Consider the following 19471-nt stretch of genomic DNA (forward strand, 5'->3'; position numbering starts at 1 on the left):
GCCACCTAGCGGTGTCTTCGCCCGGCAAAGCCGACCTCCTACTGAACAAATCAAATTTTTGAACAGTTATTGTGGGAGGACGCTTCAGCGCGCGATTCTGTTCTTTACAATTAGCTACCCGATACCGAACCCAGCGCGCCCAGGCAGTAGTATTTCGTTTCCAGGTACTCATCGATACCTGTAGCGCCACCTTCACGGCCAAGGCCGGACTGTTTGACGCCGCCGAAGGGCACGGGCGGGCCGGTCATCTTCACGGAGTTGACGCTCACCATGCCGTACTCCAGTGCGCGCATCAGCTTCCAAATACGACGAATATCGTGGGTGTAGATGTACGCAGCCAGGCCGTATTCGGTGTCGTTGGCCATCTCGATCACTTCGTCGTCGCTACTATAAGCGGTAATGCCAGCCACGGGGGCAAAGTTCTCTTCCCGCCATACTTTCATTTGCGGTGTCACACCGGTCAGCAGTACTGGCATAAAGAAGTTGTCGCCCGGCGCTTGGCTTTGGTCGCCCGCCACCATCGTAGCGCCTTGGGAGATCGCGTCGTCCACAATCGCGGCTGCTTTTTCGACCGCTTGGCGGTGAATGAGCGGGCCAAGATCAACTTCGCCGTGCAGGCCATTGCCCACGGTGAGGGCCGCCATACGCTCGGTGAACTGGGCCACGAACTCATCGTGAATCGATTCGTGCACCAGAATCCGGTTAGCGGCTAGGCAGTCTTGCCCAGCGGTTTGGAACTTGGCCGCTACCGCAGCATAGGCGGCCTCTTTCGGGTCCATATCTGGCCCGACGATAAACGGCGCGTTGCCACCCAGCTCCAGTGAAAGACGCTTCACGGTGTTAGCGCTTTGCTCGATGAGCAGGCGGCCAACGCGGGTGGAGCCGGTGAACGAGAGCGCACGAATACGCGGTTCGCTGCACAAAATCTTGGAGACTTCCGCAGGCTCGCCCAATACCACGTTGAAGATGCCTTCTGGGATGCCCGCTCGCTCGGCGAGTTCTGCCAGCGCCAGCGCCGAGAACGGCGTTTCGTTGGCGGGCTTCACAATCACCGGGCAGCCTGCGGCCAGCGCGGCAGCGGCTTTGCGGGTGATCATCGCCAGCGGGAAGTTCCACGGCGTAATCATCGCGGCAATGCCCACCGGCTCTTTAATGGTGCCGAGCGATGCATTGGGAATGTGGCTCGGGATGGTCTCGCCGTAGGTGCGCTTGCCCTCTTCCGCGAACCAACGCACGAAGCTTGCGCCATACTCTACTTCACCACGGGCATCGGGCAGCGGTTTGCCCTGCTCCAGGGTCATGATGGTCGCTAGGTCTTCGCGGTTGGCTTGAATGAGGTCGTACCAGGCCAGCAGGCGTTCGCAACGCTCGTCGGCGCGCAGTGCCCGCCAGTGGACAAACGCCGCTTCGGCGGCATCCACAGCAGCGGTAATCTGCTCTGCTTCCAGCAGCGGAATATGGCCAATGGCTTCGTTGGTCGCGGGATCGTATACCGCCTCTTCGCGGCCACCTTCGCCATGGGTCCACTTGCCGTTCACGTAGGCGTACTGCCGGAACAGGCGCGGATCTTCCAGGCGTTTAGCAAGCGTGGTCGATAGTGTGGTCATGGGCACCCCCCCAGGTTGCAGCCAATACGATGAGGCCCGCTAGAGGCGACACACCGTGCACATCAAAAGGATCATCCATCGCGGCTCAAGGGCCGCGCTAAATCGATGTGCCTAGCGTAAGGGAGAATCGCCACGAAGTGTTTTTGAAAGCGCCGGTGTTTTCCGGCACTTTTTTTGTGGCAAGACGTTTTATGATGGTTTTTTTTGGCCGCAAGGCAAAGCGGCTAAAGCGCAGCGCTGGGGTCGATGCCAATCGGCTGATGCTTGACGGTCTTCGTCACGATATACGTAAAGTAGCGCTCAATGCCCACCTCCGATACCAGCCATTTATCCATCAGGCGCTGGTAGCTATCGATGGTGCGGGCTTCGAACTTCACCAGATAATCGACGCCACCGCCGACGGCCACGCACTCGGTCACCTCGGGAGTTTGCATCACCAGGGCTTCAAAGCGGGCAAAGCTTTCGGCGTTGTGCTGCTTGAGCTCGATCTGCACCCACACGGGGTTACGCGGCACCAGCACGTCAGCATTGATGCGCGCGGTGTAGCCCTCGATCACTCCGGCCTTTTCCAGGCGCTTCACCCGTTCCCAGCAGGGGCTGACCGAGAGGTTGATCGCCTCGGCCAGCTTCGATTTGGTGATTCGCCCATCCCGAGAGAGGATATCAAGGATTTTGAGATCAAAACGGTCCAGTTTCATCATGCCGGGGGCTACGCCTCCAGGCGTTCGACAACATCGGCGATCACCGCCAGGGTGTCCCCCATATTGATCAGCGAGGGCGCACGGCGGGCCATGAGAATACCATCGCGCTCGGCCTTGTACGCCACTGGTGCGGTGCCGCTGCGGGTCATATCGTAGACATAAGCGATGGTTTGGCCCTTCTTCACTTCGTCGCCCAGTGCCACCAGCAGCTCTAATACGCCCGAATGCTGGCTCTGCACGTAGCAGCTAGCATCTGGCATATCGAGGTACATTTGCCCGCCTTCGGGCATTTCTACACTGCCCTCTACTAAACCATAATGAATCAAGAAGTTGCGCACGCCACGTTCGGCAATGGCAATGCTTTGCGGCGTAGAGGTGCCGCCGCCGCCCAGTTCGGTCGCCACAAACACCTTGCCTTGGCGCTCGCAGGCGGTGTCGAAGAGTTTTTCGGCATCCAACTCAAACATCACCATGGCGTAAGGCGCACCAAACGCTTTGGCACCTTCCAGGGCGGCCTGCTGTTGAGCTTTGTCATCCAGCACGTGGGAAGCGCCAAACGGCAGAATATCCAGCGTGCGGCCGCCAGAGTGCAGGTCGAGCACCACATCGCTCATGGGCACCAGCACGCGGGTGAAGTAGTCGGCAATTTGCGAGGTCACCGTGCCGTTAGGATCGCCAGGAAAGCTGCGGTTCAGGTTGCCTTTATCCATGGGTGAGGTGCGTTTGCCCGCCATCACCGCTGGGGTATTCATGCAGGGCACGATGATCACGCGCCCGGTCACGTCTTCCGCTTTCAGCGTTGAGGAGAGCTTCAACAGCGAAGTGATGCCCTCGTACTCATCGCCATGGTTGCCGCCGGTGAGCAGTGCCGTGGGGCCTTCGCCATTTTTTACTACCGTGACGGGGATCATCACCGCGCCCCAAGCCGACTCATCGGTGGAAATCGGCAGTTTTAAAAAGCCGTGCTGCACGCCATCGGCGTCGAAATCAACGGTGGCGGAAATGGGGCTTGGCCGCAGTTGGTTCGGTTGAAGCGTCATTGTGTTTCCCTTGTGTTATCACGCGGCTATTTGACGAACAGCTGGCGGGGGAAATTCGCCAGGGTTTCACAGCCGTCTTCGGTTATTAGGATACTTTCGGTAATCTCCAGGCCCCAGTCATCAACCCATAGGCCGGGCATGAAGTGGAAGGTCATGCCCGGCTGCAGGATGGTTTCATCCGAGGGGCGCAAACTCATGGTGCGCTCGCCCCAGTCGGGTGGGTAAGAGATACCGATGGGGTAACCACAGCGTGCGCCGCCGCGGTCAAAGCCGTACTTGTCCATCGCCGCGCCCAGCGCCATGGCGATATCGGCCGTGCGGTTACCGGGTTTGGCCACCGCCAATCCGTGCTCGATGCCTTCCAGCAAGGCCGACTCGGCGCGGATGAAGTCGGTGGGCGGCGTGCCGAGAAACACGGTCCGAGACATGGGGGCATGGTAGCGTTTGAACACCCCGGCAATTTCGAAGAAGGTGCCCTCACCGCTGCGAAAGGGCGTGTCGTCCCAGGTCAAGTGTGGGGCGGCAGCGTCTTTACCGGTGGGCAGCATCGGCACGATGGCTGGATAGTCACCACCAAACACCTTGCCGTTCTCGTCCACGAAGCCTTCGATACCGACGCGATAGATTTCAGACACCAGCTTGCTCTTTGGCAGTCCTGGCTCGATCACCTCTAGAATGCGTGAGTGCATACCTTCGACGATTTTGGCCGCCACGCGCATATAGGCGACTTCTTGCGGTGACTTGATCGCCCGGCACCAGTTGACCAGTGCATTAGCATCCATGAAGCGTGCGTGGGGCAGCTCCTTGAGCAGGCTTTGGTAGGCTTTAGCAGAGAAGTAGTAGTTATCCATCTCCATACCCACCACGCCGGTGTGCCAACCGCGGTCGGGCATGATCGACTGCGCCAAATACTCCATCGGGTGCATGTCGGGGTTCTGGACGTAATAATCCGGGTAGTAGGTAATGTTGTCTGGATGAATCCAACAGGTGCGCAGCGCGCCGTTGGCATCCATACGTCGCCCAAACCACACCGGCTCGCCTTCCAGCCCTACCAATACACACTGGTGAACATAAAACGACCAGCCATCGTAGCCGGTTAGCCACGCCATGTTGGAGGGATCGCTGACGATCAGTACATCGATGCCGCGAACGGCCATTTCGGTACGCACCTTCCAAAGGCGGTTTGCATACTCTTCACGAGTGAAAGGCAGGGAAACCTCAGTCATCGGGCAACTCGCCATCAAAGATCACTAAGAACCAGCGCGAGCCGCAAGGACATGCCGCACTGGGCCACAGGATCGACCTGGCCACCGCCGCTGTTGGCCCGCCAATGTCGTCTTAAGCCGATACTAGCACCCACCCTTGGTTGCCGGTCAAAACCTTTATGACAAAAATTTCATATGCCGTTAACGTTGTATACATCGAGGTGTTAACAGCGCTCTTACTCCTTGGCACAAGGCGCTCTACGGGTTGCGAACTCGTAAGACTCTCACCCATGATAGTGAATGACGGCATTGGCTAGATAACGAGGAGATCATATGAAAATTGTCGTGCATATCGACGACGCGGCCCAGTGGCAGGACGCCATTGCCCAAGCGCTACCCCACGCGGACGTCGTGACGAGCGACGCTCCCCCTAGTGAGCGCGCCAATGCCGATTACCTCGCGGTGTGGAAAGCGCCCGCGCATCTCTTCGAGGAACAAACCCAGCTGAAGGGGATTATCAACCTGGGAGCCGGCGTCGATCATTTGCTCAAGACGCCTGAACTACCCAAAGACGTGCCCATCGTCAAATTGCGTGATGCCGGGATGAGCGAGCTGATGGCCGACTATGTGCTCTACGGCGTGCTGTATTTTTATCGCAGTATGGATCGTTACGCTGCGCAACAATCCAGCGCTCGTTGGCAGCCCCAGACAGTGCCGGATAAAGCAAACTGGCCAGTCGGCGTATTAGGGCTGGGCGCCATCGGTAGCTACGTCGCCAGTGCACTCCAGCAAGCAGGCTTCCCCGTTTTGGGCTGGAGCCGAACGCCCAAGCACATCAACGGTGTGCGCTGCTTACATGGCGAGGACGGTTTAAACGAGCTACTGAACCAAGCGCAAAGCGTAGTAACCATTCTCCCCGATACAGCGGCTACCCAGCACATTCTTAACGCCGAACGGCTGGCACAACTGCCGAAAGGTGCCAGCATCATTAACCCAGGCCGTGGTAGCTTGATTGATGAGCAAGCACTGCTGGACGCACTTGGCCATGACGGCCAGCCAGGGCACCTGCGCGGAGCACTGCTGGATGTTTTCCATGAAGAGCCGCTACCGGCAAACAACCCGCTCTGGCAGCACCCTAAGGTCATCGTCACTCCGCATATGGCGGCCCCCACACCGCTTAACGATGCCATTGATCAAGTGATTTCGTACCTGCACGCCTTTGAGGCGGGTGAACCCCTGGCTACTGTTAACCCCGACATGGGCTACTGACGTTTAACGCCACGCTCGTTATACTCGCACACGGAACCAAGCGCTCGCTAAAGGCTCTTAGGACGACACACTGTAGGGAGGAGGAGCCTTTGCAACACACATTCGCTCGTAACACACGGCACGGCCTATTGGGCGCTACATTGACTGCCGCGCTGATGACGAACAGCGCCGTCGCGCTTGCCGATGACAGCGCTTCCTTGGCCTCTCCTCAGCCATTCGAGGCGCAGTACCGGCTTGACATTCGCGGCTGGCCGAGCGCCAACATTACCCATACGCTCACGCATGAAGGCTCGCATTGGCTGAGCGACATGAGTTTCTCCATTGCCGTCGCCCGAGGTAACGAGCGCAGTCGTTTCTACATCGATGATGGCGACACACACTCTTTGCTTTATAACAGCAGCTACTCTCTCTTCGGCGTCGGCGACAGCTATCAGCTCAACCAAGACGACATTCCCTCCATCGATCGTCAAGCCGCCCTGTTCGACCTCTCCCGCCGGGCTGGCACCGAAGGCTGCACCGAGAGCAACCCCTGCGATATCGACTTCGTGGATCACCGTGGGCGCGACGAACACTTCCAGTACTTCGTGAACGAGCCCACTACAGCCCGTGTGCCTGCCGGTGAGTTCGACGCCAAGCAGGTCACGCTGATTGATGCCGAAAAGCCTGACCGGCATTTGCTGATCAACTTCCATCCTGACTGGCCGGGGCTCATCCTCTCAGCCACCTATGAAAAAGAGGGGCGCCGACAAACGACACTCACCATGACCCACTTCAACCCTGCCGGGGGTAACGCGCCCTAAATGCTCTCTGGCCTATTGATCGTTTTACTGCCGCTGCTTTTGGGCTACTTGGTACGTGTCCGTTCGACCCGCCTGCTGAATCTGATTAACCGAGCCGTCAGCGGCTCGGTGTACCTGATTCTGCTGTTTATGGGCGTGAGCCTCGCCGGGCTTGAGAATTTAGGCAGCCAGCTCTCTCGTCTGGGTGGCAATGCCCTACTGCTGTTTACCATCACCACGCTGTTTAACTTAGCCGCACTGTGGTGGCTTTCTCGGCGAGTGCGGCTCAGCGCGGGCGGCTCTCCGGTAGTGAAAGATGCCCCCACCAGCAAACTCGCCGCCATGCAGGGCTCGTTAATGCTGGTGGGCGTGGTCGCAGCGGGTGTCACTGCAGGGCTGCTGCTTGGGCCTATAGTTGGCGAGGCGCTGTTCACCACCGCCGACTGGCTAGCCGAGTGGGTGCTGTATTTACTGCTGGTGTTGATTGGCTGCCAGCTACGCAACTCCGGTATGCCGCTGAAGCAGATTTTGCTCAATCGCTTGGGGCTCGCCATTGCGGTCACGCTGGCCGTTAGCTCGCTGCTAGCGGGCTTGGTAGCCGCCCCGCTGCTTGCGCTGAGCTGGAACGAAGGCCTTGCCATGGCCTCAGGCTTCGGCTGGTACTCGCTTTCCGCCATTTTGATTGGAGACCAGCTTGGCCCGCTGATGGGTGGTGTGGCGTTCTTCAACGACCTCACCCGCGAGCTGCTGGCGTTCATCCTGATCCCACTGGTCATCCATCGCCACACCGCGCTGGCGATTGGCTATGGCGGGGCCACCTCCATGGACTTCACCCTGCCCGTGATTCAGCAGCACGGCGGCGTGGCCTGTGTGCCCATTGCCGTGGTTAGCGGCTTTATCCTCTCGCTGCTGTCGCCTCCGCTGACTCTGTTCTTTCTTTCGCTTTCGGGTTAGCACGCACGGACGCTCCTTGGTTAGGATACGCAGCAAACGCATACCCTCTTTTATGACCAAGGACGCCCACCCACCATGCTCAACGGAATCTGGTTAAGCTTCTTCATTGCCGCCTTTGCGGCATCGCTCTGGCAGTGGCTGGTGGGTGGCGATAGCGAAGTGTTTGCCCGCTTGGTGCAGTCGCTGTTCGATATGGCCAAGGTGAGCGTCGATATTATCTTGGTGCTGCTGGGCACCATGACGCTGTGGCTGGGGTTTCTTTCCATTGCCGAAAAGGCAGGGTTGATACGACTACTGGGGCGGGTACTCGACCCGCTTTTTAGCCGCTTGATGCCCGAAGTGCCCCGTGGCCACCCGGCCATGGGGCTGATTAGCATGAACTTCGCGGCGAACATTCTCGGCCTGGATAACGCCGCCACGCCGATCGGTATCAAAGCGATGCATTCGCTGCAAAGTCTTAATCCCAGCAGTGAGACTGCCAGCAACGCGCAAATCCTGTTTTTAGTGCTTAATACCTCGTCGCTCACCCTGCTGCCCGTCACGATCTTCATGTACCGTGCCCAGCAAGGGGCGGACGAGCCAACGCTGGTCTTTCTACCGATCCTGTTGGCGACAAGCGCCTCCAGTCTGGCAGGGCTGTTAGCCGTGGCGATCATGCAGCGCTTGAAACTATGGCAGCCGGTGGTGTTGGCCTATCTGTTAGCCGCAGCACTCGCGCTGGGCCTGCTGATGACCACACTCGCCGGGATGTCCGCCCAGGCACTGGCGGCAGCGTCTACTCTGGTCGGCAACCTAACGCTATTTAGCATCGTGATACTGTTCTTGATGGTTGGGGCGCTACGCGGCGTCAAGGTGTACGACGCTTTTATCGAAGGGGCTAAAGAGGGCCTGAGCTTTACCATCACCCTACTGCCCTACCTGATTGCCATGCTGGTCGCGGTGGGTGTGCTGCGCGCCAGCGGCGTGCTGGATGCCGGGCTTGGCGGTATCCGCTGGCTGGTGGAGGGCATTGGCTGGGATATCCGCTTCGTGGATGCGCTGCCCACCGCCTTTGTGAAACCGCTTTCTGGCAGTGGCTCCCGTGCCATGATGATCGAAACCATGAACACCTTTGGGGTCGATAGCTTTCCTGGGCTACTGGCCGCGACCTTCCAAGGCAGCACCGAAACCACGTTTTACGTGCTGGCGGTTTACTTCGGCGCCGTGGGCATTACACGCATTCGTCATGGTCTTGGCTGCGCGTTGATAGCCGACGCGGCAGGCATCACCACCGCCGTTTTCGTATGCTATTGGTTCTTTGGTTAAGTTAAGAAGCGAGCCTAGCGCTTTCGTTCTGAATGTTCGGCATCTACCTTTCAAAGCCACGTCATACCATTCACGGACGAAAGGTGACACATGCCAGGCGCCAGCACGCTATGGATTGCGCTCGCGGCACTCTTCTGGGGGATTTCCGGAGGCATCGCGGGCATCTTATTAGACAGCGACTGGGATGCCGCCGTCGTCTCATTTTATCGTGGTTTCGTTGGGCTTATCTTTGCACTGCTGTGGCTGTTGGTGCAGCGGGGCGGCCGTGGCTTGGCCAGCCATTCGCTGTGGTTCTGGTCAGTGGTGGCAGGCTTAGGGGTTGCGGGCAACTTCACGTTTTATTTTCTGAGTATTGAGTACGGCAACGTGGCGGTGGCGGCGACATTAATGTACTGCGCTCCGGTGTTTGTCTATCTGGCCTCGTTTGTGCTGAAGCTTGAGCGTCCGACGGCCGTTAAGTGGCTGGCCATCGCGCTGGTCATGGTCGGCGTGGTGCTACTAACCAAGCTGTACGCCATTGGCGCAGGCGATCTGTCGCTGATGGGCGTCGCCACGGGGCTGCTGGCGGGGCTTTCCTATGCGCTGTTCATTTTTGGCTTCAAGTACGCCGCCCCCCATGGCAGTCCTTCCGCCGTGCTTGCGATTGCCTTTACGGTGCTGGTCATCGTTCTGCTCGTGCCCGCCGACCTCTCTCAGACACTCAGCGTGGTCAGCGCGCCACAGCTTCCTCTGTTTGTGGCGCTGGGTATTTTAGGGGCGGGGTTGTCGTTTCTGCTCTACGTGATGGGGATCAGGCACGCGGCCCCGGCAATGGCGTCGATGGTGGCAATGGTCGAGCCGGTCACCGCCACGCTGTTTGGTGTGGCGGTGTTGGGGGAAAGTCTGGCATTCATTCAAATGGTCGGGATGGGGATGATCTTACTGACCGTAACCGCCTTAAGCGTAACGTCCCCTTAACGGGCCGTTGCTTCGCCGCGAATGGACGCACTCAGCGCCATACGCAGTGCGGGCCCCGAAAGCCCACGGCCTAGCAGTACGGTGAGCTTAACGACCGCAGCTTCCAGCGTGATATCCCCACCGGCGATCACGCCCGCTCGATTGAGCGCCGCCCCCGTGGCGTAGGCGCCTTGCACGACGTTCCCTTGGGCACACTGAGTCACGTTGAGCAGCGCCACACCCCGTTCGTTAGCGGCTTTCATGGCGTTTAGCAGTTCACCCTCAAAGCTTGGCGGATTGCCCACACCGTAGCTTGAGATCACCACTCCTTTGAGCGTGGTATCTTCCAGCAGTTCTTTAGCGCGCCGTAGCGACATTCCTGGATGCAGCGGCAGTACCGCCACCGCTTCATCGTCTAGCTGAAGGGGAGCAAAGTTGGGCTCCCCGCTGAGCAGCGCCGAGGGCTGGGGAAAGGTGATGTCAATGCCGATCTCGGCCAGCCAAGGGAAGTTGGGTGAGTCGAAAGCATCCAGGCCTTGAGTACGCACCTTGCGGGCGCGGTTACCGCGCAGCAGCCGGTCATGGAAGACCAGGCTCACTTCGCAGGGTGTGGCCGGATGAGCCGCCAGCTGTAGCGCGCTGACCACGTTGTTCAGCGCGTCACTTCTTGGCTCACCCAGCGGAATTTGAGAGCCGGTGAAGATCACCGGCTTGTTCAAGGCCCCGAGCATGAACGACAGCGCCGACGCGCTGTAGGCCATGGTATCGGTGCCGTGCAGAATCACGAAGGCATCGTAAACCTGCCAGTGACTCTCTAGCGCCGCCACGAGACGATTCCACGCCTCGGGCATCAGCTCAGCGCTGTCGATAAGTGGCTGTATTTCAACCACCTCGAAGACAGGCAGCCGATAAGGATCACCTACGGCCAAGTGCGCCGCCAAGCGCTCGGCCAGCCCCGCGCTGGGCACATACCCTTGGGGCGAGGGTTGCATACCGATGGTGCCGCCCGTATAGAGGATGAGGACGCGGGGCATGGGTTCTCCTTATGAGCTGAAAAGAAGCGAACTTACTTCGCTAGCGCATTTTCTAGGCGCTGTTTTAGCGCTTCGGCCTCTTGGGGCTCCAGCTCCCACGCTTTGGGGTCGAGGTCGAGATCCGGGTGCTGGTTGGCGTCGAAAATCGGCTGTTCGATGCCCTGACGGCGCTGGCTGTCAAAATCCTTCATAATGCGCAGACCGCATTTGAACAGCAGAATGAGCGCCACGAGGTTCACGACCGCTAAGAGGCCCATGGTGACGTCGGCAAAACCGAACACGGTGCCTAGGTCAGTCGTCGCGCCCCAGCACACCAGCAGCACGATGGCCACGCGGAAGGCGTTGAACAGATTCTGGTTATCACGGCTGAAGAAGTTCAGGCTGTTTTCGCCCAGGTAGTAGTTGTACAAAATGGTGCTGAAGGCAAACAGCAGCAGCGCCAGGCTCACGAAGGTGCGGCCCCACTCACCCACATGGTCTGCCAGAGCAGCTTGGGTCAACGCAATACCTTCGACACCCGCACCGGCAGCCGGGTCATACACGCCACTAAGCAGAATCAGAAACGCCGTGGCCGAACAGATGATGACCGTGTCGATAAACACCGAGAACGCCTGAACGATCCCTTGGTTGGCCGGGTGCGGCACGTAGGCAACGGCGGCCACGTTGGGCGCACTGCCCAAACCCGCTTCGTTGGAGAACAGGCCGCGCTTCAAGCCCATCATGATGGCCGCGCCAATACCGCCGCCCACCAGCGGCTCCAAACCAAAGGCGCTCTTCACGATCAGCGCGATCACGCCAGGAATCTCAGCGATGTTCAACGCAATGACCAGCAGCGCCACGGCGATGTACCCCACGGCCATGAACGGCACCAAAAATTCGGAAATTCGGGCAATCCGCTTGATACCGCCAAAGATGATCAGCCCCACCAGCATGGCCAGCGCGATACCGCTGTACAGCACCGGCACGCCAAAGGCATCGCCAAAGGACGTGGCAACCGCATAGGACTGTAGGGCTGTAAAGGCAAAACCGAAGGTAATCAGCAGCAGAACCGAGTAGAACGCCGCCAGCCAACGCCACTGCTTGCCCAGGCCTTTGACGATGTAGTACGCCGGGCCGCCACGGTAGGTGCCGTCGCCCTCGGCCTCTTTATAGGTTTGCGCCAGCGTACACTCCAGGAAGCTGGTGGCCATGCCCATCAGGCCGACGAGCCACATCCAGAAAATGGCCCCAGGACCGCCCAGCGTAATCGCCACGGCCACACCGGCAATGTTACCACCGCCTACACGACCCGCCACCGACAGCACCAGCGCCTGGAACGAGCTCAAGTGGCCGTGCTGGTTACGCTTGAAGGCTTGTCCTGTGCCCAGGATGCGGAACATTTCACCAAAATAGCGAAACTGTACGAAGCGGGAGGCAACGGTAAAACCGATCCCCACTCCCACCAGTAAAACAAGTAATACCTTCCCCCAGAGGAGGTCATTGAGCATATCGAGCATGGAGTACTCTCCGCGTTATTATTGAGCGTTATGTTGTAAGTTGCGTCGTTAACGACCGCGTCTTTGTGCTATTGGGATGCGTGGAGAGTGTTGTACCAAGCCAAGGGCGGGATGAAATTTGGCGCAGCGGTGCAGTTGGTTGCACTCACTGCGCCAATTGCTGCACCACAGTGCATCACATAAAAAAACGGTGCGGGCCAAGGGGCCGCGCACCGCTGTCGTTACTCACCGATAAACGCCGTTAGAGACCCGCTTTAGCCGCTCGCGCTGCGTGAAGCTTCTTGTAGCTTTCGATCAGGCGCTGGTGGCGATCCAAGCCCTCTAACTGCATATTGGTGGGCGTGAGGCCGTGAAAGCGTACCGTGCCGTCTACCGAACCGACGACGGCTTCCATGGTGGCTTCGCCGAACATGCGTTTGAAGTTGGGCAGGTAGTCCTCCAGCGCCAGCTCGTCGTCCAGGGCAATTTCTAGCACCGCGTTCACGGCTTGATAGAACAGGCCGCGCTCGACAGTGTTGTCGTTGTACTGGAGGAACATCTGCACGCAGTCCAGCGCCTCTTCATGGCGTTGCAGGGCCAGGTAGACCAGCAGTTTGAGCTCCAGAATGGTCAGCTGTCCCCACACGGTGTTCTCGTCGAACTCGATGCCGATTAGCGTGATGATATCGGCGTGGTCGTCCATCTGGCTCTCTTCCAGCCGCTCGACCAGATCGGTGAGCTGCTCGTCGTCCAGGCGGTGCAGGTTGAGGATATCTTCGCGGTAATCCAGCGCCTTGTTGGTGTTGTCCCAAATCAGGTCTTCGATGGGGTACACCTCGGAGTAGCCCGGCACCAGAATACGGCATACCGGTGCGCCCAGGTCTTCGTGCACCGCCATGTACACTTCGGCCCCCAGCTCCTCGAAAATGCCGAACAGGGTCTCGGCTTCCTCTTCGTTGCTGCCGGAGAAGTCCCACTCGCTGAACTCGAAATCAGGCTTGGCACTGAAGAAGCGCCAGGAGACCACGCCCACCGAGTCGATGAAGTGCTCGACGAAGTTGTTGGGCTCGGACACCGTTTGCGAGTTGAAGGTCGGCAGCGGCAGGTCGTTCAGGCCTTCAAAGCTGCGGCCCTGCAACAGCTCGGTCAGGCTGCGCTCCAGCGCTACTTCGAAGCTTGGGTGGGCACCGAAGGAGGCAAACACGCCGCCGGTGCGCGGGTTCATCAGCGTGACGCACATCACCGGGAACTGCCCGCCCATGGAGGCATCCTTCACCAGTATCGGGAAGCCTTGAGCTTCCAGGGCATTAATGCCCTCTACAATGCTCGGGTACTTGGCCAGCACTTCTTGGGGTACGTCGGGCAGGGTCAGCTCCTGCTCGAGGATCTCACGCTTCACCGCCCGCTCGAAAATTTCAGATAAACACTGCACCTGAGCTTCCACCAGGGTATTGCCCGCGCTCATACCGTTACTGAGGAACAGGTTCTCGATCAGGTTGGAGGGGAAGTAGACCGTTTCGCCATCGCTCTGGCGCACGAACGGCAGCGAGACGATGCCCCGGTCTTCGCGGCCTGAGTTGGTATCGATCAGGTGCGAGCCGCCAAGCTCGCCTTCGGGGTTATAAATCGCCAGGCAGTGCTCGTCGAGAATATCGGCGGGCAGCTCGTCATTCGGGCCGGGCTTGAACCACATCTCATTCGGATAATGCACAAACGCGCTGCCCGCGATCTCTTCACCGAAGAATTGATCGTTGTAGAAAAAGTTGCAGCTCAAACGCTCGATGAACTCGCCCAGCGCCGAGCAGAGCGCGCTCTCTTTGGTCGCGCCTTTACCGTTGGTAAAGCACATCGGCGATGCCGCGTCGCGGATATGCAGCGACCACACGTGGGGCACGATATTGCGCCAGGAAGCAATCTCGATCTTCATACCGAGGTCGGCCAGAATACCGCTCATGTTGGCAATGGTCTGCTCCAGCGGCAAGTCTTTGCCTTCGATGTAGGTGCTGCTCCCTTCCGGCGCGCCCATCAGCAGCGCCTGGGCGTCCTCGTCGATGTTCTCGACCACCTCGATCTGAAATTCCGGGCCGGTCTGCACGACCTTCTTCACCGTGCAGCGGTCAATGGAGCGGAGGATGCCTTCGCGATCCTTTTCCGAGATATCTTCCGGCAGCTCGACCTGGATTTTGAAGATCTGCTTGTAGCGGTTTTCCGGGTCGACGATATTGTTCTGCGACAGGCGAATGTTCTCGGTGGGAATATTGCGCGCGTTGCAGTACACCTTGACGAAGTAAGCGGCACACATGGCCGACGAGGCCAGGAAGTAGTCGAACGGGCCGGGGGCCGAGCCGTCGCCCTTATAGCGAATCGGCTGGTCGGAGATGACCGTAAAATCGTCGAACCTGGACTCCAGGCGGAGGTTGTCGAGGTAGTTAACTTTGATTTCCATGGGCGGGCGTCCAGAATAATGAGTGTGCCTGAGCGCCAACGCATCAGGCGAATGGCGGCCATTATCCAGTTTTTTGCCCGCCTCGTCTTGGGCCACCGCCTAAATCACCGGCTGCCGTTATGTTACAATGGAAGTGTCGGCTATAGCAGCATCCTGGCGATCCGTTAAAGAGAGTAACGTCTTACTGCGCTTGCAACATACGCTCGGCCTCGGTGTCACTGATCCCTAGCATGAGTAGAATCTGGCGCTGTGTGGCGATCAACACCTGCTTGCGCTCTGCCTCGCTAGGTAGACTTTTCGCAATCGCCACGGCTCCCACTAGAGATGCCAATATTACCCGCGACTTATCCGCAATCGCGTTGCGATCAGCGGCAAAGGGAAGTTGTTTCAACTTGCTAAGCGCCATCAACCGCGTTTCGAGCATCTTTTTCATACTCATGTAAGACGCTTCGAACAGGGTGCGGATTTCGGCTTTTTCACTGCCTATTTCATTGAACAGCACCGCCTCGGGCCCAGGCTTATGCTTCGCTTCCAGCTCTTGGAGATTGCAGTAATTATCGACTAATTCGGTCAGGTGTTTTAACGAAAGAGGGCCTTTTACCAGTCTAGCGGCCCGACTGTTATCGATGGTCAGGCGTACGGATTCATGGTAGAGGGCCTCTTTTGACGCGAAATGGGCATAAAAGGCGCCGTGAGTCATCTTCGCCAGCTTCATGATCTGGCCAATCGATACCTTCTGAAACCCGTTGCGGCTGAATAGCTCGGTCGCCGACGCCAAAATGCGCTCTTTGGTTTTCGATTTATGGCTCTTGGGGTAAGGCATACTCACCTCATCGTGCGTCAGCTAAATATTATCTTGATCATATACTGCCCATTGCTAGGGTGACCACACTACTGATTCAGGAGTCACTTATGCAGTCACCTATTGTGATTACCGGCATGGGCATGGTCAGCCCGCTAGGCAACAGCGTCCATAAAAGCTGGCAGCGCCTGGTTGACGGCCAGTCTGGCATCAGCACCATTGACCGCTTCGATACCAGCAATATCCCGATCAAAATTGCTGGGACGGTACCAAGCATTCACCAGGACCCCAGCGGCGGCGTTGACTTGAGTGCCATCGCCGCCCCCAAAGAGCAGCGCAAAATGGACCTGTTCAGCCTGTACGCGTTAGCAGCCGCCCAAGAGGCACTGTCGCAGGCCGATTGGTTCCCCGTCGAGCAGTCGCAAAAACGCCGAACGGCTACCATCATTGGCTCTGGTATTGGCGGGTTTCCTACCATCACACAAGCACAAAGGACACTTGTCGAGCGCGGCTATCGTAAAATCACCCCCTTCACGGTGCCCGCATTTCTAGCCAATTTGGCCGCTGGTAATCTCTCCATTCGCTATGGATTTCAAGGCCCGCTGGGGTGCCCAGTAACGGCTTGCGCAGCAGGACTACAGGCGATTGGAGACGGCATGCGCATCATCCGCAATGGCGAAGCCGATGTCGCCCTCGTCGGCGGGGCCGAAGCGTGCATCGACCCGCTTTCACTCGCCAGCTTCAACGCTTTAAAGGCCGTTTCCACAGAGGCAGACGCACCGGAGCGTGCCTCCAGACCGTTTGATAACGCCCGTAACGGTTTCGTCATGGGAGAAGGCGCTGGCGTCATGGTGATCGAAACCCTTGACCATGCGATGGCACGGGGCGCCACGCCTTTAGCAGTGATTAGCGGTTACGGTACCAGCGCGGACGCCTACCATCTGACGGCAGGTCCAAAAGATGGATCTGGCGCAGCCGCCGCGATCCAAGCGGCGCTAGGGATGGCCAAACTAGATCCTGATGCGATTGACCATATCAATGCCCACGCCACCTCCACACCCGTTGGCGACCGGGCTGAAATAGCGTCATTGCGCAACGTATTCGGTGAGCGCTTGCCCGCTATTCCCATATCGGCAACGAAAGCCGCCACAGGCCACTTGTTGGGCGCAGCCGGCGGCATAGAGAGTATTTTTTCCGTACTGGCACTCCGGCATCAGCAACTCCCGCCCACCATTAACCTGGAGGCGTGCGACGAGGATATGCAGGATTTGACCTTCGTCACGTCGGCGCATCAGCACGCCACTCAGCATGTATTGTGCAACGGGTTTGGTTTTGGTGGCGTCAATGCGGCACTGATCGTCAGCAGCATGGAACGTTAAGAGTAGCGCTAGCAGAACCGACGCGATGTTCAGTGCTGCTGGCGCCTAATGTCATTCATCCTGGTGTAGAAACGACAGCGCTTCTTCCAGCAGCAGGTCAGGAGCCTCCTCGGCAATGTAGTGCCCGCAGGGCAGCGCCTTGCCCTCTACCTGCGTCGCTACCTTGCGCCATTCAGCCAAGGCATCGAAGCAGGCTTCAATCGCCCCTTCGGCACCCCACATCACGTTGATCGGGCAGGAGAGTTTTACCCCCGCGTCAATATCCGCCTGGTCGTGCTCCAAGTCGATGGTGGCGCTGGCGCGGTAGTCGCCGCAGATACCGGTGGCCGTGCCGGGAAGCGAGAGGCAGCGCTCGTACTCCGCCAGCGCTGCTGGGGCGAAGGGCGCCATGCCCGCGCTGCGGGCGCCCATCACGCTTTGTAGATACTGAGCGGGGTCGGCTTGAATCAGCATTTCTGGCAGTGGCTGAGGGCGAATCAGAAAGAACCAGTGCCAGTAGCTGCGTGCGAACGCTTCATTCGTGCCGCGATACATCGCCAGCGTCGGGGCGATATCTAACAGCACCATCCGCTCGACCCGCTCGGCGTGATCAACGCCTAAACGATGCGCCACCCGCGCGCCACGGTCGTGGGCCAGTACTTTAAACCGCTCAAACCCAAGCGCGCTCATCAATTCAGCCATATCGGCGGCCATGGTGCGCTTGGCGTAATTGAGGTGCTCGGGGTCGTCGTCGGGTTTGCTGCTATCGCCATAGCCGCGCAGGTCGGCGGCAATCACCGTGAAGTGCTGGGCAAGCGTATCCACTACCTTGTGCCAAATCACATGGGTCTGCGGATGGCCGTGAAGCAGCAGCAACGCTGGGCCGCTTCCTCCTACCCGATAGGCAATCTCGACGCCATTGACGCGGCGTGTCTGCTTCTCGAAATGTTCGAACACTCGCTCACCTCCCCCATTCAGCGTGGCGCCCCTTTCCATGGGCGGAAAGTCCGTACAAAGCATTGCACTCGCTGGCGCAAGGCGGCACATTAGCCGCACCGCCACCGCCCAAGAGCTCCGAGTCACGCCCATGCACGATGAATTTGTGGCCAATTTGCGCCTGCTGTGCAGCTACTATCCCTCGATTGCCGACGTGTGCCGTCGTCTACCGATCAATCGGGCACAGTTCAATCGCTACCTCAGCGGACGTTACTATCCCAGCCATGCGGCGCTCCAGCGGATCTGCCACTTTTTTGGCGTAACGCCAGACGATATTGCCCTGCCCCATCACGATTTCCGAGCGCTGGTTCAAACCGGGCAGCTCAACGCCGACACCGCAAGCACCTCACTGCCCTGGCCCAATGCGCTCATCCAGCGGGGTAGCGAAGGTTTGGAACGCTATCTGGGGCGCTATTTCGAGCTTTATCACTCGATGTCGCGCCCCGGCTATTTAATGCGCACACTGGTGTGTTTGGAAAAACGAGAAGGCGGCGTGGTCTACCAGCGTACCGAGCGCATGCAAGTAATACCGGGTAAGCGACCCTGTCATAACCGCTACGTCGGCGCCGCGGTCAAGCTGGCCGATCGGCTGTTTTTGGTCGACCACGAAACCCTCAACGGTCACGAAATCACCCAAACCATTCTGTTTCCCAGCTTTCAGAGCCAGGTCACGCGTCTCACCGGCCTGAAAATGGGCGTGGCGGACAACAGTGAACGCATGCCCTGCTGTGTTCGAGTGGTGTATCAACGCCTGGATGAACAGGTCAGCCTACGCGAGGCGCTAGCCAAGTGCGGTTTGCTAGCCATGGATGATCCGTCGCTAGATGCGTCGCTGCTCGCCGCCGTGAACAACGACGTGCAGAGTGGAGATCACCACTTCCGCGCGCGTCACTGAGCGCTAGCGTGCTAGCGAGGTACCAAGACGTGCTCGAACAAAATGGCTTCGAAGTGTTCCATAGGCGCAACGGATTTGAGGGTTTTGGCTCGTAGAATCGCGCCTTCCCAGCCAGAGAGTATAAAGCTCGCCAGCGACTCGGGCGCGATGGCTGTATTAATCGTCCCGTCGGTTTGGGCGTGGTTTAGGCAGGTGACGAAACGCCTTTCCCAACGCTGAAACACCACGTTCAACGCATCGCGAAAGGTATCGCTCTGACCGGAGAGCTCTTGACCAAGGTTGCCGATCAGACAGCCGGTGGTGTGATCACAATCGAGCATGTGGGCGCGACCGGTGGCGAAGTAGCGGCGCAAGCGCTCGAGAGGCGCCAGCGTCGTATCTTCCAGCAGCGCCGCCAACGACGCATCGTAATCGTCGGCAAAGCGCTCGATGACCGCCAAGCCGAAGTCCTCTTTACTGGAAAAGTAGTGGTAAAACGAGCCTTTGGGGACACCGCAGGTTTTTAATACAGCATTGATACCCGTCGCATTATAGCCCTGCTGGGCAATCAGCTCGGCACCAGAATCAATGAGTTTGTCGCGGGTGGCGGTGTTTTTCATAACGTCGTACAGACCAGGAAGTCTATGGCTTTTCACATGGATGATGGCAGTTATAGCGCAGTTCGTCAGC

At 58.6% G+C, this 19471-nt stretch carries 17 protein-coding genes; 7 read left to right on the forward strand and 10 right to left on the reverse strand.

The features are described from left to right. Positions 1-110 precede the first annotated feature (110 nt). The 4 genes from GYM47_RS13645 to doeA form a co-directional block, all read right to left on the reverse strand. Positions 111-1607, reverse strand: a complete 1497-nt coding sequence (locus GYM47_RS13645) for an NAD-dependent succinate-semialdehyde dehydrogenase (RefSeq protein ID WP_054645001.1) — start codon at positions 1605-1607, stop codon at positions 111-113. A 224-nt stretch (positions 1608-1831) separates the two neighbouring features. After that, on the reverse strand, positions 1832-2308 hold the full coding sequence (locus GYM47_RS13650) for an Lrp/AsnC family transcriptional regulator (protein ID WP_054640944.1): 477 nt from the start codon (positions 2306-2308) through the stop codon (positions 1832-1834). A gap of 8 nt (positions 2309-2316) precedes the next feature. Then, positions 2317-3348, reverse strand: coding sequence for a N(2)-acetyl-L-2,4-diaminobutanoate deacetylase DoeB (doeB, locus tag GYM47_RS13655; protein WP_054640945.1), 1032 nt, complete (start codon positions 3346-3348; stop codon positions 2317-2319). A 26-nt stretch (positions 3349-3374) separates the two neighbouring features. Beyond that, positions 3375-4574: an ectoine hydrolase DoeA gene (doeA, locus tag GYM47_RS13660; RefSeq protein ID WP_139526462.1), complete on the reverse strand. Its 1200-nt coding sequence runs from the start codon at positions 4572-4574 to the stop codon at positions 3375-3377. A 312-nt stretch (positions 4575-4886) separates the two neighbouring features. Here doeA and GYM47_RS13665 point away from each other — a divergent pair, with 312 nt between their 5' ends. The 5 genes from GYM47_RS13665 (at position 4887) to GYM47_RS13685 (ending at position 9817) form a co-directional block, all read left to right on the forward strand. Then, entirely contained in the window at positions 4887-5822 is a 936-nt protein-coding gene (locus GYM47_RS13665) for a 2-hydroxyacid dehydrogenase (protein ID WP_153842560.1), read from the forward strand. An 89-nt stretch (positions 5823-5911) separates the two neighbouring features. After that, positions 5912-6622, forward strand: a complete 711-nt coding sequence (locus tag GYM47_RS13670) for a hypothetical protein (protein ID WP_422822481.1) — start codon at positions 5912-5914, stop codon at positions 6620-6622. After that, a complete protein-coding gene (locus tag GYM47_RS13675) occupies positions 6623-7555 on the forward strand; it encodes a LysO family transporter (RefSeq protein WP_153842559.1) in 933 nt (310 codons plus the stop codon). 75 nt (positions 7556-7630) lie between these two features. Beyond that, on the forward strand, positions 7631-8860 hold the full coding sequence (locus tag GYM47_RS13680) for a nucleoside recognition domain-containing protein (RefSeq protein WP_153842558.1): 1230 nt from the start codon (positions 7631-7633) through the stop codon (positions 8858-8860). A 90-nt stretch (positions 8861-8950) separates the two neighbouring features. Next, positions 8951-9817: a DMT family transporter gene (locus tag GYM47_RS13685; protein WP_153842557.1), complete on the forward strand. Its 867-nt coding sequence runs from the start codon at positions 8951-8953 to the stop codon at positions 9815-9817. On the opposite strand, the gene GYM47_RS13690 is transcribed toward GYM47_RS13685, so the two are convergent. The 4 genes from GYM47_RS13690 to GYM47_RS13705 all read right to left on the reverse strand — a co-directional run bounded on the left by GYM47_RS13690 (position 9814) and on the right by GYM47_RS13705 (position 15574). Continuing rightward, complete coding sequence (locus GYM47_RS13690; protein WP_153842556.1) at positions 9814-10830, reverse strand: asparaginase; 1017 nt, start codon at positions 10828-10830, stop codon at positions 9814-9816. The genes GYM47_RS13685 and GYM47_RS13690 overlap by 4 nt on opposite strands. A 32-nt stretch (positions 10831-10862) precedes the next feature. Beyond that, the gene (locus GYM47_RS13695; RefSeq protein ID WP_153842555.1) at positions 10863-12326 is read right to left on the reverse strand and encodes an alanine/glycine:cation symporter family protein; all 1464 of its coding nucleotides are present in this window, start codon (positions 12324-12326) and stop codon (positions 10863-10865) included. A 241-nt stretch (positions 12327-12567) separates the two neighbouring features. After that, the gene (locus GYM47_RS13700; protein ID WP_153842554.1) at positions 12568-14751 is read right to left on the reverse strand and encodes an OsmC domain/YcaO domain-containing protein; all 2184 of its coding nucleotides are present in this window, start codon (positions 14749-14751) and stop codon (positions 12568-12570) included. Positions 14752-14932: 181 nt separating this feature from the next. Further along, complete coding sequence (locus tag GYM47_RS13705) at positions 14933-15574, reverse strand: TetR/AcrR family transcriptional regulator (RefSeq protein ID WP_139526455.1); 642 nt, start codon at positions 15572-15574, stop codon at positions 14933-14935. A gap of 89 nt (positions 15575-15663) precedes the next feature. On the opposite strand from GYM47_RS13705, the gene fabF reads away from it, so the two are divergent. Continuing rightward, positions 15664-16932, forward strand: coding sequence for a beta-ketoacyl-ACP synthase II (fabF, locus tag GYM47_RS13710; protein WP_153842553.1), 1269 nt, complete (start codon positions 15664-15666; stop codon positions 16930-16932). Between the two features lie 51 nt (positions 16933-16983). Here fabF and GYM47_RS13715 read toward each other — a convergent pair whose 3' ends face one another. Further along, positions 16984-17868: an alpha/beta fold hydrolase gene (locus GYM47_RS13715; RefSeq protein ID WP_153842552.1), complete on the reverse strand. Its 885-nt coding sequence runs from the start codon at positions 17866-17868 to the stop codon at positions 16984-16986. Positions 17869-17905: 37 nt separating this feature from the next. Here GYM47_RS13715 and GYM47_RS13720 point away from each other — a divergent pair, with 37 nt between their 5' ends. Next, the gene (locus GYM47_RS13720; protein WP_231125554.1) at positions 17906-18802 is read left to right on the forward strand and encodes a helix-turn-helix domain-containing protein; all 897 of its coding nucleotides are present in this window, start codon (positions 17906-17908) and stop codon (positions 18800-18802) included. 11 nt (positions 18803-18813) lie between these two features. Here the strand turns inward: GYM47_RS13720 and GYM47_RS13725 are convergent, their stop codons facing one another. Then, positions 18814-19401 carry a TetR/AcrR family transcriptional regulator gene (locus GYM47_RS13725; protein ID WP_139526449.1) on the reverse strand — a complete coding sequence of 196 codons (588 nt, stop codon included), beginning with the start codon at positions 19399-19401 and terminating at the stop codon, positions 18814-18816. Between the last annotated feature and the right edge of the window lie 70 nt (positions 19402-19471).

The sequence above is a fragment of the Vreelandella piezotolerans genome (assembly GCF_012427705.1).
GTDB lineage: Bacteria > Pseudomonadota > Gammaproteobacteria > Pseudomonadales > Halomonadaceae > Vreelandella > Vreelandella piezotolerans.

Bases quoted from the DNA above. Each gene is read 5' to 3' on its own strand.
- GYM47_RS13690 (WP_153842556.1), bottom strand. From the start codon at position 10,830: ATGCCCCGCGTCCTCATCCTCTATACGGGCGGCACCATCGGTATGCAA.
- GYM47_RS13685 (WP_153842557.1), top strand. From the start codon at position 8,951: ATGCCAGGCGCCAGCACGCTATGGATTGCGCTCGCGGCACTCTTCTGG.
- GYM47_RS13645 (WP_054645001.1), bottom strand. From the start codon at position 1,607: ATGACCACACTATCGACCACGCTTGCTAAACGCCTGGAAGATCCGCGC.
- GYM47_RS13725 (WP_139526449.1), bottom strand. From the start codon at position 19,401: ATGAAAAACACCGCCACCCGCGACAAACTCATTGATTCTGGTGCCGAG.
- doeB (WP_054640945.1), bottom strand. From the start codon at position 3,348: ATGACGCTTCAACCGAACCAACTGCGGCCAAGCCCCATTTCCGCCACC.
- GYM47_RS13680 (WP_153842558.1), top strand. From the start codon at position 7,631: ATGCTCAACGGAATCTGGTTAAGCTTCTTCATTGCCGCCTTTGCGGCA.
- GYM47_RS13650 (WP_054640944.1), bottom strand. From the start codon at position 2,308: ATGATGAAACTGGACCGTTTTGATCTCAAAATCCTTGATATCCTCTCT.
- GYM47_RS13700 (WP_153842554.1), bottom strand. From the start codon at position 14,751: ATGGAAATCAAAGTTAACTACCTCGACAACCTCCGCCTGGAGTCCAGG.
- GYM47_RS13665 (WP_153842560.1), top strand. From the start codon at position 4,887: ATGAAAATTGTCGTGCATATCGACGACGCGGCCCAGTGGCAGGACGCC.
- doeA (WP_139526462.1), bottom strand. From the start codon at position 4,574: ATGACTGAGGTTTCCCTGCCTTTCACTCGTGAAGAGTATGCAAACCGC.
- GYM47_RS13705 (WP_139526455.1), bottom strand. From the start codon at position 15,574: ATGCCTTACCCCAAGAGCCATAAATCGAAAACCAAAGAGCGCATTTTG.
- GYM47_RS13695 (WP_153842555.1), bottom strand. From the start codon at position 12,326: ATGCTCGATATGCTCAATGACCTCCTCTGGGGGAAGGTATTACTTGTT.
- GYM47_RS13675 (WP_153842559.1), top strand. From the start codon at position 6,623: ATGCTCTCTGGCCTATTGATCGTTTTACTGCCGCTGCTTTTGGGCTAC.
- GYM47_RS13720 (WP_231125554.1), top strand. From the start codon at position 17,906: ATGGGCGGAAAGTCCGTACAAAGCATTGCACTCGCTGGCGCAAGGCGG.
- fabF (WP_153842553.1), top strand. From the start codon at position 15,664: ATGCAGTCACCTATTGTGATTACCGGCATGGGCATGGTCAGCCCGCTA.